10 protein-coding genes are annotated in these 14,315 nt (G+C 42.8%); 4 read left to right on the top strand and 6 right to left on the bottom strand.

Features of this window, described 5'->3' with window-relative positions; all coding sequences use genetic code 11:
- The first annotated feature begins 1,567 nt into the window (after positions 1-1,567).
- Both U5K72_12345 and U5K72_12340 read left to right on the top strand, forming a co-directional pair.
- On the top strand, positions 1,568-3,238 hold the full coding sequence (locus U5K72_12345; protein ID MDZ7719599.1) for a Zn-dependent hydrolase: 1,671 nt from the start codon (positions 1,568-1,570) through the stop codon (positions 3,236-3,238).
- Between the two features lie 451 nt (positions 3,239-3,689).
- The gene (locus U5K72_12340; protein MDZ7719598.1) at positions 3,690-4,415 is read left to right on the top strand and encodes a hypothetical protein; all 726 of its coding nucleotides are present in this window, start codon (positions 3,690-3,692) and stop codon (positions 4,413-4,415) included.
- Between the two features lie 272 nt (positions 4,416-4,687).
- Here U5K72_12340 and U5K72_12335 read toward each other — a convergent pair whose 3' ends face one another.
- From U5K72_12335 to U5K72_12325, 3 genes are all read right to left on the bottom strand, one after another.
- Positions 4,688-5,074 (bottom strand): DUF559 domain-containing protein, encoded by a 387-nt coding sequence (locus U5K72_12335; protein ID MDZ7719597.1) that lies wholly within the window; start codon positions 5,072-5,074, stop codon positions 4,688-4,690.
- A 180-nt stretch (positions 5,075-5,254) separates the two neighbouring features.
- Complete coding sequence (locus tag U5K72_12330; GenBank protein ID MDZ7719596.1) at positions 5,255-7,288, bottom strand: S9 family peptidase; 2,034 nt, start codon at positions 7,286-7,288, stop codon at positions 5,255-5,257.
- Between the two features lie 356 nt (positions 7,289-7,644).
- On the bottom strand, positions 7,645-8,484 hold the full coding sequence (locus U5K72_12325) for a universal stress protein (protein ID MDZ7719595.1): 840 nt from the start codon (positions 8,482-8,484) through the stop codon (positions 7,645-7,647).
- 237 nt (positions 8,485-8,721) lie between these two features.
- On the opposite strand from U5K72_12325, the gene U5K72_12320 reads away from it, so the two are divergent.
- The gene (locus tag U5K72_12320) at positions 8,722-8,976 is read left to right on the top strand and encodes a DUF4212 domain-containing protein (protein MDZ7719594.1); all 255 of its coding nucleotides are present in this window, start codon (positions 8,722-8,724) and stop codon (positions 8,974-8,976) included.
- Positions 8,977-9,018: 42 nt separating this feature from the next.
- Positions 9,019-10,731, top strand: coding sequence for a sodium:solute symporter family protein (locus tag U5K72_12315; protein MDZ7719593.1), 1,713 nt, complete (start codon positions 9,019-9,021; stop codon positions 10,729-10,731).
- A gap of 220 nt (positions 10,732-10,951) precedes the next feature.
- On the opposite strand, the gene U5K72_12310 is transcribed toward U5K72_12315, so the two are convergent.
- From U5K72_12310 to U5K72_12300, 3 genes are all read right to left on the bottom strand, one after another.
- The gene (locus tag U5K72_12310; protein MDZ7719592.1) at positions 10,952-11,260 is read right to left on the bottom strand and encodes a transketolase C-terminal domain-containing protein; all 309 of its coding nucleotides are present in this window, start codon (positions 11,258-11,260) and stop codon (positions 10,952-10,954) included.
- Positions 11,235-12,938 (bottom strand): thiamine pyrophosphate-dependent enzyme, encoded by a 1,704-nt coding sequence (locus U5K72_12305; protein MDZ7719591.1) that lies wholly within the window; start codon positions 12,936-12,938, stop codon positions 11,235-11,237. Before U5K72_12305 ends, U5K72_12310 begins: the two co-directional genes overlap by 26 nt.
- A 241-nt stretch (positions 12,939-13,179) precedes the next feature.
- The gene (locus tag U5K72_12300; GenBank protein ID MDZ7719590.1) at positions 13,180-14,154 is read right to left on the bottom strand and encodes a deoxyhypusine synthase family protein; all 975 of its coding nucleotides are present in this window, start codon (positions 14,152-14,154) and stop codon (positions 13,180-13,182) included.
- Positions 14,155-14,315: the final 161 nt, after the last annotated feature.

The raw sequence follows: 14,315 nt of genomic DNA, 5'->3' as shown, positions 1-14,315 counted from the left end.
TAGTAAAAATCATTGATAATTACTTATGAGCTGGTATGTGACTAATCTATGACGATGTATCGTTTGTGGAGTACCGTTCAAATTCACTTGCAGAATAACCTTCGTTTCAGATACTATTCTGTCAAGATGTTTACGAAATGATCTTACACAGTCGAGAAGAGTTATTAAATGTTGTCATCATAATCGAAAGCTGCGACAAATAATTCTTGAAAAATTTCAAATGAATTCAAGGATTTAGGGAAAGGACTGCTTAAGTATGATTCAAGTCTGAAATGATAGGAGATAATATCACACGCCTTATAAGATCTGACTACTTGTATGAATATTTTTATAGCAATGCCTTTGGTCATATTTTTATGTTTGTATTTGTAGGTAACTAATAAAGTTTGGTCAATTATATTTTGAGTATTGCCAACCGATAATTTTTAAAGATCCATTTATGTCTTCTAATTCTGAATGAATAATATTCTCATTCATCATGTATGTTTTAGAGCATCTATTTCATATTCATTTGTGTTTATTGACAAGCTGTATTGTCTGATTTCTCACACCTTTTCTGAAATTTATTATAAATACAGGTGATGCGTTCACCTAAATATTCCTCGAGTATAGAGCCATATAGTTTTGTTATAAAGGGTGAAGGAATTTCCATTAAAAGAATGCTCAAGTATTAGGGTTATGGATTATCAAAACTTCTTTAATTGCAAGTTCATGCAGCAATTGTAGCATCAATCCATTTATGATGTGAAATGTTTTCTTCTTTGGCCTTATGCAAATATCTTAGTGCAATTAGAGGACTAATTTTTGAATCTAATGCAGACTGAACAAGAGAAATTGAATCATGATTGAGTGGAGTGGTTGTAATTCAGAACTTAAATCAGTTTCATATCGAAGTAGGCAAATCATATAGATTTTCTTGTAATCTCTTTGTAATAGTACACCAAATAAATATGTAACCCAGCCATAGAGAATAAAGTATTCTATGAGATTTGCCTCAAGAAGTGTTCGTTTCGATGATGCTTGACATCATTGTAAGCTTTCCACCAAATTGGATTTTTTTCTAAGCCCAATTCCCAAGGTTGATGAATCTCCAATACTGTTTCTTTGTATTGATCAGGCATACTTCTTCGAAAATTCGGGATTGTATCAATTATCTTTGACTGATATTAATGAAACCATTAGATGCTGGAGATGTTATTGATCCAAGATTACATAGACATTTTTTTCCTATGTCAATTAATCTGAATACATCCGCATTCAAACCTTTTTCTAATTCTACTTTAAAGTTGACATTGGACGTAGTCTCTCTATTCTTCTTTGATGAAGAGTAGAAAGTCCTTTTACAATAATTTTTTCCAGTGATGAATACATTATTTTAATGATAGCTTAAAATTACCAGGGAATTGCAATAATTCATCAGAACTTTTATCTTTGAGTAATTTTGGAGTCTCATTTTAAAATAATAAGTCCACAAGTATTTTTCAGTAAGTCGTGGATTCTTTCAATGACATCCCACCAAATTTCATAGCTTTCAGAAATCAACAAATTTCAACAGACTCAACCAACCATGATGAAACGCTTGGCAACCACTTTTTCAATTCTATCATTACTATTCACAGGACTTTTGCTAACAGGATGCGGCGGGCAGGAATCAGGGGAGATGTCAGAGTCATCCTCAGATGAAATGACCATCGAAGACCGCCTCGACCAATACACCACGTTTGAGCTGAATGCAGATTTGAGTCAGCTTTCCGACAACCAGCGGCAGATGATTTCGCTGCTGATTGACGCCGGACAGGCGATGGATGAGGTGTTCTGGATGGAGTCGTATGGAGATAAGAGTGAGCTGATGGATATGCTGGGTAGTGAGTCGTTGAGGGAGTTTGCGGAGATCAATTATGGTCCGTGGGACCGCCTGAACGGGGATGAACCGTTTGTAGAAGGTTTTGGGCAAAAACCACTTGGCGCCAATTTCTATCCCGCCGATATGACGAAAGAGGAGTTTGATGCGTGGGATTCTGAAACGAAGGATGATCTGTACACGCTGGTCCGGAGAGATGATTCCGGCAACTTAATGACGGTTCCGTATCACGAGGCGTTTGCCGAGCAGCATCAATTGGCATCTGAGAAGTTGAAAGAAGCGGCCGAACTGGCGGAAGATCCCGGACTGAAGCGGTACCTGAATTTACGGGCGGAAGCGCTGCTGACCGACGAGTATCAGGCCAGCGATATGGCGTGGCTGGATATGAAAGAGAACACGATTGAGGTGGTGATCGGGCCGATTGAAACGTATGAAGATCAGCTCTACGGGTACAAAGCCGCACACGAAACATTTGTGCTGATCAAAGACCAGGAGTGGAGCGACCGCCTCTCGCGATATGCCGAAGTGCTGCCCGAACTCCAGGAGGGTCTGCCGGTTCCCGACGAATACAAACAGGAAGAACCGGGTCGCGATTCGGACCTCAACGCCTACGATGCTGTGTACTACGCCGGAGATGCCAATGCGGGCTCAAAAACCATCGCCATCAACCTGCCGAATGACGAGGAAGTTCAGCTTGCAAAAGGAACACGAAGACTCCAGTTGAAAAACGCGATGCGTGCCAAGTACGACAAGATTTTGGTGGATATCGCCGATATGCTGATTGTGGAAGAACAGCGCGAACACCTGACATTTGACGCCTTTTTTGCCAACACGATGTTTCATGAAGTAGCTCACGGATTGGGAATTAAGAATACCATTAACGGCAGCGGAACCGTTCGGGAAGCTCTCAGAGAACATTCATCGGCACTCGAAGAGGGTAAAGCCGATGTTCTTGGATTGTACATGATTTCCGAACTCCGAAACGACGGAACGGTGACTGATGGTGTCATTGAAGATAACTACACCACATTTGTTGCCAGTATTTTCCGGTCGATCCGATTCGGAACCAGCAGCGCTCACGGAATGGCGAACCTGATTCGGTTTAATTATTTCGTAGAAAATGGCGCCATCACGTACGACGAAGATCAGGAAGCGTGGAGAGTGGAGTATGACCAAATGGATGAGGTCACGAACTCCTTATCAAACCGAATTCTAACCTTCCAGGGTGACGGCGATTATGAAGGTGTCGCTGCTTTTGTGGAAGAGTATGGCCATGTCGGCGAGCAACTTCAAAACTCCCTCGACCGTCTCGCGGAAGCAGGAATTCCCACGGATATTGTGTTTGAGCAAGGGAAAGAGGTTTTGGGGATTGAGTAAAAATCCCCCTTTGAAGGGGAAAGAGGGGGATGGCAAAGCAAGAAACGTTGGCCTGAAAAAATTCAACTATCATGGCTAAAATATTAATCTCCAAAGAGATTGAGAATGTAAGTAGAGTTTTAGAGCATTGGATAAACAGCCATCCCCCTGCGCCCCCTTCAAAGGGGGAAAATTAATCTGAGGCTGTAAACTCGTACCGAAGGTCCTCCTTCGGTACGCCTGATTGAAGCTCTCTTCTCATCAAAAAAAAAAAGGATTTTAAATTAATGGAAGCGGGAGCTTCCTAAGGCCTTTCCAAAGCAGGAGCTTTGGAACGAGTAAAGTGAAAGATCCGCGAAGTTTCCAAAACTTCGCGGATCTTAAAGGCTTAAAAATTCTTACTTGACAAAATCCCCGCTTTTAAATAGCGTTTATTAATCATACCTCATCAAATCATCACAGGAGGCATACGATGAAAGAATCACGTCTGAATCTAAATCTTTTTACGAAAGTAAGAGATGATCTGGAAAAACGTCAGTACATTGTGCTTGCTGAACTCAAAAAAATCTCATCCGAGTTTCAGTATTACAAAGTATATCCTCATTTAAGCAGATTGATTGAGATTCGGCGAACATTGCAAGATGTCATTGACCGTTTGGCCGACCTTCGTAATAAATTTCCGAAACGCATCAGCAAAATCGACTGGGTGAACCGCACGATAGAGCATGAAGTTGTTTTTGTAAATGGAACGGATTTGGAAACTGTAGAAGAGCTGATCAACTGGGCGCTTCCAAAGATGGACAAGGTAATTCACGAGGGAATTGCTATCCACGAGTATGTAGAAAAGGAGCTTTCTGTTGAACATGTTGGGATTGTTCCAAATTACAAGGATGAAGGCTACTTTTTTGTACCGGATAACCAGGAACTTAAGATCAACCTGTTTCGATTTGAGGTTTCTATTTTTCAGAGTACGGAAGATCAGTACAGATCTCTGAAAACAAAATTTTTGAAAGCACTAAAGCAGGGGCAGGCACACCTTTCACCCGGTTCTATAAAACTGGAACTAATTCGCGAGCAAAAAGAACTTCCAAATCCGGCCACGTACGCCTTTGATACCAGCCTGGATTTTCCGTTCAACCAAACCATTCTGCCGGTTGCCAAACGAAAGCTAATGCAGGCGATTAATGCGGAGTCGTGAAAATGTACGCCGGGCAGCCTGCCCGTTACCTCGGAATGTTAATTTTACTCGTTAATTCGTTCCGTAGATCCTTTGATGGTTCCGAAGCTCTTGTTTCAAAACGCCAACTGGATGCTCTTCCCAAATATAGATTATTGAATAGAAGCGGAGTTTCAAATGAGAGTTCCGAAGGAGACTTTCGGAACCAGAAAATTGAGTAGCAAGTATTGAGAAGAGTAGGACCTTAGAAGTCCCCTCTTGAGAGGGGATTTAGGGGTGTGTTAGAATTGTTTTTATAGACCAAATTTTATTTTCCGTTTTTCCACTGTGATCTCAATTACTCTTAAAACATTATCCAAATCATTAAATATTTCTTCATCCCAAAAACGAATTAAATAAACACCTAATTCATTAAGCCGCTTCTTCTTTCGTTTGTCTTTTTGAGCAATTTCAAAATGTTCATGCGAGTATCCATCTAACTCAATAGCCAGAAATAGTTCAGAACAGTAAAAATCTACAATAAATTGGTCAATAGGTTTTTGTCGATGGAAGTCGAATCCTAAAATTTGTTTGCCTTTTAGATATTGCCAAAGAATTTTTTCTGATTTGGTGCTATTGTTTCTGAGTCTTCTTGCGAGTTCTTTAAGCCTTGGATTATATGGGATGATTGGTCTTTTCATATCTATTTGTATGAACCGACAAACCATGAATCCTTACAAAATCTTTTTTACACACCCCTTTGTCCCCTCTCAAGAGGGGATTTCAAATTTGCCCTCAAATCAAGACTCCGAAGGAGACCTTCGGAGCGAGTAAACAGGCTCAGGGCCGGGCAAGCTGCCCGGCGTACTAAGGACTCACAACTAATACTTCTCAAACCATCCTAAAATATACGCCACTTTTCGTATCAAATTGCTGGGTTTGGAGGCGATGGAGTGTGATGATTCGGAGATTTTAACCATCGAGGCATCCACTCCCCGGAGTTTTAACGCCTGGTAATACTGCTCGCTTTCGCTTACGGGAGTTCGGTAATCATACTCACCAACAAGTAGCATGGTAGGTGTCGTTACGTTGCCAACCAGCGAAATCGGGGATCTTTCAAGGTACTGCTCGGGATCATCCCAGGGGTATTCTGTAAACCAATATTTGCTAAAAAATGGGTAAACATCAGCAGTCAATACAAAACTGTACCAGTTTATAACCGGTTTGGCTACAACTGCAGCCGCAAAACGATCCGTTTTTCCAATGGCCCAGGAGCTCAGAACACCTCCGCCGCTTCCGCCGGTAATGTACAGCCTGTCCTCATCGATATAGCCGCGGTCAATTACATAATCCACAGCATCCATCAGATCGTTATAATCTTCACTTGGATAGTTTTGATTAATGTAAGCGGCAAAATCACTGGAGTAGCTTGTACTACCTCTTGGATTGGTATATACAACCACGTAACCTTTGGCAGCCATTAGTTGAAGTTCAGGAGTAAATCTCGGTCCATAATTGGTGTGCGGACCCCCGTGAATTTCGAGAATCATGGGGTATTTTTGATTCGGATCAAAGTCTGGCGGGGTAAGGATCCAGCCCTGGATTTCAAAATCATCAACGGATGAATCAACCCAAAACTCGGTGGTTTCTCCCAGGTTCTTAGACTGTAAAAAGAGCTCATTAATATTTGTTAGCTGAGTAATAGCCATCCGGGTGGGAAAATGGCCTACAGCAAGTTCAGTCGGTCGTTCGGTGGATCCAAGAGGAATAGCAAAACGACCATTGTCTGCTACAGAATATGCTCCGCCACCATACGGCCGCCCAATGCTTGAGGTACCCAGGTTCGATGCAACGGTTATGATATCGCCATTCAGTCGAATATTACCAAGTTTGCTGTTTCCTTCCTCATCGTATCGAAAGAACAGCGAGCGGCTGTCACTGGCCCAGGTAATATCACTGACATCTACGTCGAGGGTACCGGAAATTTTTTGCAGGTTCGAGCCGTCACGGTTCATGATGTAGAGATCGGTCAACTGGTATCCCACAAATTGATCTTCATAGCCGGTATAGGCGATATACTGTCCATCCGGCGAAATTTTCGGATTGCTGTGCGGACCCCGTTTGTCCGTGATTTGAGTCATTTCTCCGGATTCTATATTCATCTCATAAATTTGAGCATTATTGGGATCAAGATCGGCATTACCGGATCGATCAGCCGTAAAAAGAATGCTTTCTCCATCTGGTGCCCAGGTGGGAGAGGAGTGATCGAAATTTCCATTCGTCAGCTTTCGCGGAGCGCCACCCTCGGCTGAAATCAGGTAGATGTGGGAATAGCTTTCCTCAAGGATGTCGAAATTACCGTCGGCTTTGAATTGAACGTAGTCGATTACAGTAGCACTTTTGGTCCATTCCGCACCGTCGGGAGGGGATGGAAGATCGGCTATTTTAGGTTGATCTGCTGGAATATTCATTGTGAAAAGCAGCTTAGTACCATCGGGTGACCATTGTAAATTTGCCGGACTGTGAGTCAGGTTGGTGATGGAAGAAGTTGTTCCGCTCTCCATCCATCGAATAAAGATCTGGTTTGATCCTTCTTCAGATGATGTGTAGGCAATTCTTGATCCGTCGGGTGACCAAATTGGTGATCCGTAGCTTGATTTTCCGGATGTCAGCGGTTCGTGATCATCCCCGCTGAAAGAGATGCTCCACAAGTTGGTGTAGCGTTTGTCTGTCATCACATCAAACTGGTGACGGAGGTAGATGATAGTATTTCCATCAGGTGAAATTTGTGGTTCATCCACAAACTGAAGATCGAAGATATCCAGATAATCAAAATTGGTTTTTTGGGCCTTTGCGATTTGATCGGGTAAGGAAAGGAAGAGTGGAATCAGGAGTAGAATCAGGAATTTTTTCATGGAACGGAATTGGGTTTTCATTCAAAGTGAATGTATCAAAAAATGAACTTGGTTCACAGCTCATCGGGCATTGATATTGAATAAAAAGTTTGGAGAATGGGGTATGGGCACAAGTCTGGAGACTTGTATCTGTTTAGCGTCCTGGCAGAGTGCGATAGCTCCTGCCAGAGTCGCGTGGATCGGTTTTCGAGGGGAATACCTTATCCCACAACTCTGACAGGAACCGAAAAGCACGGTGCTCTGTCAGGTTGTTTGACTTAAACCGCTAAACATGTACGGAGACTTGCGCCAGTTTTGAGTCGTGCTGGCTATAAAGATACCCGTCAGACCGCTTGGAGCGGTCAGACGGGTTTTGCTCAGGGTGTCATAAAAAGCGGCAAATGGGTTTTTGTAATCAGATCGTGAGTGGTTGAACCAAATGTTAATCGCTTGATGGCCGAAACCGCATGTGCACCAAGTACAATCAGATCGGCGTCTATTTCACGACTTCGGGCCAAAATTTGCTCACTGATCTTTTCTTTCTTCAGAACTTTTGTGGTAATTGTTTTAAAGTTGTGCTCTTTTAGATAGTCGGCTGCATAATTTAAAATTTCTTCGTTTGAGTCATCTTCATTCTGAACATGAAGCAGTTCAATGTCTACTTTTTCACCAAATGGTTTGAGGTGCGCAAAGCTTTTTAATGATCGTGCTGCCGGTCGGCTCCCGTCAAAAGCAATAAGTACTTTTTTTACTTCTTCAAAATGGTGTGTTACAATCAGGGTTGGGGAGACACCATATTTTACAACCTGAGCAAGTGTTTTAGTGTTTTGTTTGGGTTCGTTGTAAAAGAAATGAGAATCCCGGCCCACAACAAGCAGATCGTGGTATTTCATCCCCTCAATAATACGCTCGTAAGATGCTCCCTCTTTCTTGATTTCAGAATGTCTGACGCCGGATTTTTCAACGCTGTTTCTGAATTTTTGTAAAAGTCTATCAGCTACACTTCGGCTCTCTTCAGTCAATTCTTCCCATAAATTTCGGGCATGATGAGTTTCGTCCGGATCGCCAATGATTCCTGTAGGATAGATATTGCTTGTATCAACAACGGCCAAACCGGTTACAGATGCGTCGCTGTTATTAGCGAGTGAAATGGCATACTGAGTTGCAATAGGAGTGTCTTCATCGGGATCAAGAGCGATTAGAATTCGTTTAATCATAGGGAAGAAATTGAGTTAACCTTCACTTTAATGTATTAACAGTAATCTAAAATGAAAATAGGGAATTCTCTGATACAATAATTATCCTTAATTCAGTTTAAACGCGAATTTATTCAATTAAAAATGACTGCTGCCTAACAAATAAGAACTTCATTTTTGAGAATCATAAGAATTCGTTATAATCTTTGTGTTTGATAGGGGACTTAAAAGCTTTAATAAATTTGCTCGGTTCAAGCCATGAATGAAAAAGCCAAAGAATACTGGAAGAAACATCTTACCCTGTTAGCTATTCTCTTAACGATTTGGTTTATCGTCTCCTTCGGTTTTGGGATTCTACTTGTCGATGAGTTAAATCAATTTCGATTAGGTGGATTTAAATTAGGTTTTTGGTTTGCTCAGCAGGGCTCCCAGTATGTGTTCGTGATATTGATTTTCATTTATGTGTATCGCATGAATAAACTGGATAAAGAGTTCGATTTTGATGAAAAATGATGAATCTCAGAATGGAAAAAATAATTTAGCGGAGTTAGCCGGATGAGTATACAAGTTTGGACGTTCATTATTGTAGGAATCACATTTGCGCTCTATATCGGTATTGCCGTTTGGGCACGCGTGGGATCTACAAGTGATTTTTACGTAGCAGGTGGCCGGGTTCATCCATTGGCGAATGGGATGGCAACAGCTGCAGACTGGATGTCGGCTGCCTCATTCATCTCCATGGCCGGTTTAATTGCATTTCTTGGGTACGACGGATCGGTTTACCTGATGGGGTGGACCGGCGGTTACGTTCTTTTAGCACTTCTGCTGGCACCATATCTTCGCAAGTTTGGCAAGTTTACCGTTCCTGATTTTGTGGGGGATCGTTACTATTCAAGTACCGCGAGGGTTGTGGCAATTCTTTGTGCCGTTTTTATTTCGTTTACCTATGTGGCCGGACAGATGCGCGGAGTGGGAATTGTTTTCTCCCGGTTTTTAGATGTAGGAATCAACCAGGGTGTGATAATCGGGATGATTATTGTGTTCTTCTATGCCGTTTTAGGCGGGATGAAGGGAATTACCTATACACAAGTTGCCCAATACTGTGTGTTGATTTTTGCATATCTCGTACCTGTTATATTTGTTTCGATTTTAATGACCGGAAACCCCATTCCGCAACTGGGATTTGGTGGTACTTTGGTGGATGAACCGAGTGTCTATCTTTTGGACAGGCTGGATGGTTTGATGACGGACCTTGGATTTACGGCGTATACCGATGGGACAAAGCTCCCGATAGATGTCTTTTTCATAACCGCCGCTTTGATGGTGGGAACAGCCGGATTGCCACATGTGATTATTCGCTTCTTTACTGTCCCGAGAGTTAAGGATGCCCGGATATCTGCAGGATATGCTCTGATTTTTATAGTACTTCTCTACAGCACCGCTCCGGCCGTTGCTGCTTTTGTTAAGACCAATATGATTAATGATGTAGATAAGGTTGCGTACACCGAGGCACCACAATGGTTCCACAACTGGGAGGCTACAGGATTGCTTCAATATGAAGATTCGAATGACGATGGTCTGATTCAATACCATTCAGATCCATCCATTAATGAACTCACGGTGGATCCGGATATCATGGTTCTTGCCAGCCCGGAAATTGCCGATTTGCCGAATTGGGTAGTTGGGTTGGTTGCAGCAGGCGGATTGGCAGCGGCGCTCTCAACTGCAGCGGGTTTACTACTGGTTCTTGCTACTGCAATTGCACACGATCTCCTGAAGCGAACATTTATTCCAACCATGAAGGAGAAGACCGAGTTGATTGTAGCGAGAGTTACCGTATTCTTTACCGTACTTATTGCAGGCTATTTTGGAATCAATCCCCCGGGTTTTGTAGCCCAAACTGTGGCCTTTGCGTTCGGTCTGGCGGCAGCTTCATTCTTTCCCGTCATTTTGATGGGTATTTTCTTTAAACGGATGAATAAAGAGGGTGCAATTGCAGGAATGATTGCCGGAATTACATTGACAGCTTCTTACATCATATACTTTACATTTATCAATCCTGAATTAAACAATGCAGAACACTGGTGGTTTGGAATCTCTCCGGAAGGTATCGGAACATTGGGAATGATTTTGAACTTTGTGGTGGCCCTCACCGTGATGAAGTTTACCAAAGAACCGCCGCAGGATATCCAGGATCTGGTAGAGGATATTCGAATTCCGCGAAAAGTGGTCGCATCAGACAAGGAAGAACAATCCGGGAAAGATTAAAATGTACGCCGGACAGCCTGTCCGGCCCCTCGGAATACTGAATTTACCGTTTATCGTGGATTGATTTCTTAAATGTTCGGAAAGATACCTAATATAACCACCCACACTGGTTTTGATGAAGTTGGTCAGTGACGGGCAGGCTCAACTACGCGTAAAGCTTCGATGAGTAAAATGTCGTCGTACAATGTGCACTGGACAGCAAAACCATTCTTAGTTTATATCAATACTCAATCAACTGGTCCAGCGTCTCTTTCAACCTATATTTTGCTAAGTATCCTTTCTCTAAATTTTTGTTGAAGGGAACCGGTGTATGAAGGGAGGAGCACCGCATCACAGGGGCATCTAAATATTCAAATCCTCGTTCAATAATACCCGATGATATTTCACTCATCGGACCTAAAATTTCAGATGGTTCCTGTAATAACAAAACTTTACCCGTTTTTTGAACGGATTGAAGAACCGTTTTCCAATCGATGGGAGCGAGTGATCTGAGGTCAATGATTTCAATTTCCGTTCCTGTTATCAGCATACTCCCCTGCAATTTCCAATGCCCAGTGAACACCCAAACCATAGGTGATAATGGAAATATCCGAGCCCTCCCGAACGATATTGGCTTTTTCGATATCGATGAGTCTGCATGGGTCTGAAGTCGTAGCCCGGATGCTTCTGTACAACCGTTTATGCTCAAAAAACAGTACCGGGTTTGGATCGTATAACGCTGTGTAAAGCATATGTTGAGCATCTTCAACAGATGAGGGAACCAAAATCCGTAATCCCGGATGCTGCATGAACCAGCCTTCTGGACTTTGAGAATGAAAAGGACCAGCACCAACATCTGCACCGTGCGGCGCACGAATGGTAATATTCAATTCCGGCATCCAGCGGTAGCGCGCCTTGGACAAGTTGTTGATAATTTGATTGAATCCACAAGAGATAAAATCCGCAAACTGCATCTCAACAACGGGTTTGAATCCTTCAATAGCAAGGCCAATCGCCGCACCAATTGCTCCGGATTCAATAATCGGTGTATTTCGAATCCGATCTTTGCCAAATTCCTCAATAAATCCCTCCGTAGCTTTAAATACTCCACCGTATTCGGCGATATCCTGCCCCATCAGGATGAAGGATTCATCTTCAGAAAAGGCCTGTTTTTGGGCGAGATGTGTAGCATCAATGAAGCGTTTCTCAGAAGTTTTTCCACTATATGATTTTGAGAATTTGGGCTGAGGGGAAAGTCCGGCTCGTTTGAGTTCCGTCTTCTCATCAAAAACAGGTTCATCAGCTTTGAGAGCTCTCTTTAATTCATCTTCAAATTTTTGATTGACCTCATCTTTAGTTTTCTCAAATGATTTCCGGTTGTCAAAATATTTCTGATCTAAAAGCCAATTTTCAAATCGCAGAATAGGGTCTTCATCTTTCCATTTTTCGAACTCTTCATCAGGTACATAAAATGTTCCGGATGCCTCTTCATGCCCTCTCATGCGAAAAGTGACAGCCTCTATCAAAACCGGAGTTCCATTCAAAGCTGATTCGCGAGCTTCCTGAATGGCATTCTGAACCGCGAAAAAATCGTTTCCGTCAAGTTGGATTCCCTTCAATCCGTATCCCTCCGCCCGGTCTACAAGATGTTCGCAGGCATATTGTTCCGATACAGGAGTGGAAAGCCCGTAACCGTTGTTTTCGATGATAAAAATAACGGGCAGCTTCCAGACTCCGGCGAGATTTAGAGCTTCGTGAAAATCGCCCTCACTGGTGGTTCCGTCTCCACAAAAACTTACGCTCACCCGGTTTCTGTTTTTTAATTTCTGAGCCAGGGCAATTCCATCGGCCACAGGCATCGTTGCGCCGAGATGGGAGATCATTCCAAAAATATTGTGTTTGGTTGATCCGAAATGAAACGAGCGGTCTCGTCCTCCCGTAAAGCCATCTGCTTTCCCCAAAAGCTGACAAAAAAGTTTGTAGAGAGGCACGCCGCGTGTTGTAAAGATTCCCAGATTGCGGTGCATTGGGAGGATATAGTCGTCATCATCGAGAGTGAGGGCAGTGGCAACAGAGATCGCTTCCTGGCCAATGCCGGAAAACCATTTGCTGATTTTATTCTGACGAAGAAGCTTCAACATTCGCTCCTCAATTAGCCGCGGGAGGAGAAGGGCTTTGTAGATTTTCTCCGCTTCGTCTTTTGATATTTTTTTGTCGGTTTGGATCACACGCTAGTTTAGTTAATGTAGATCTGTGAAGTCTTGAAGACTTCGCGGACTTAAGTCATTTCGATCCTCACTTATGTAGTCAGGTGTATACTCCCACGAGGCTGTCCAAAAGATGTCATCTGAACTTATTCAGAATCTCAATTGTTAATCAGTGTGAATATCATCGAGTCCGTATGACAAAATGAGATATTGATCATCCCTTGCATCCTTTTGGACAGCCTCACTCCCGTCGGGGAGATTTTCACCACCCCAACAAATACGCAAAAATCAGCGGAGCTACAATGGTGGCATCGGATTCGATGATGAATTTCGGTGTATCAATACCAAGTTTGCCCCAGGTAATTTTTTCATTGGGAACAGCTCCTGAATAGGATCCGTAACTGGTTGTGGAATCACTAATTTGGCAGAAATAGGACCAGAGTGGTGTGTCTTTCAGCCCAAGATCCTGTTCCATCATCGGTACCACACAGATGGGGAAATCTCCTGCAATTCCACCGCCAATCTGAAAAAACCCGACTCCATTTTTGGAATTTTTTTGATACCAGTCTGTCAAAAACATCATATACTCAATACCGCTTTTCACGGCCATGGGGTCAGCATCACCATGAATGCAGTGGGACGCAAAAAAATTACCACAAGTTGAATCTTCCCAGCCCGGCACGATAATCGGGATATCCTTTTTTGCGGCAGCCATTAGCCAGGAATCATCCGGATCGATTTGATAACTCTCCTCCAGATCACCACTCAAAAGAAGGTCATAAAAATATTCGTGAGGGAGATATCGGTTATTTTCTTCCGTGGCTTTTATCCATCGTTTTACCAGATGATCTTCAATCCGTCGCATCGCTTCTTCTTCAGGAATACAGGTGTCCGTAACGCGATTAAAATGCCCTTCGAGAAGTTTCTGTTCATCTTCCGGACTTAAATCACGGTAATTTGGAATGCGTTTATAATGATTGTGCGCCACGAGATTGAAGAGATCTTCTTCGAGATTGGCACCCGTACAGGTGATGATATGAACTTTGTCCTGCCGAATCATCTCCGCAAGAGATAAGCCAAGCTCACCCGAACTCATAGCACCGGCGAGTGTAATCATCATTTTTGCCCCACTGTTGAGCTGATCTTCATAAGCTTTAGCTGCATCAACCAGCGAAGCGGCATTAAAATGGCGAAAATGGTGAGTTAAAAAATTGGAAACAGGTCCTTTTGTACTCATTGGTGTGTCAGCTTAGGATTTTTGGGTCTAAGTTATTTGTAGATAGTTGTCAACACTGGGATAATTGATACTTATAGACTTCCGAAGTCTCTCAAGCCGTTACGAAAGTTAACTTTTCGTAACAATAACGGGAGTTTCTGATCTTGTTCTGAAAGACTTCG

The organism is Balneolaceae bacterium, from assembly GCA_034521495.1.
Taxonomy (GTDB): Bacteria; Bacteroidota; Rhodothermia; order Balneolales; family Balneolaceae; genus Rhodohalobacter.
The sequence above is the reverse complement of the archived record's forward strand: the minus strand, read 5'-3'. Positions and strand labels throughout refer to the sequence as shown.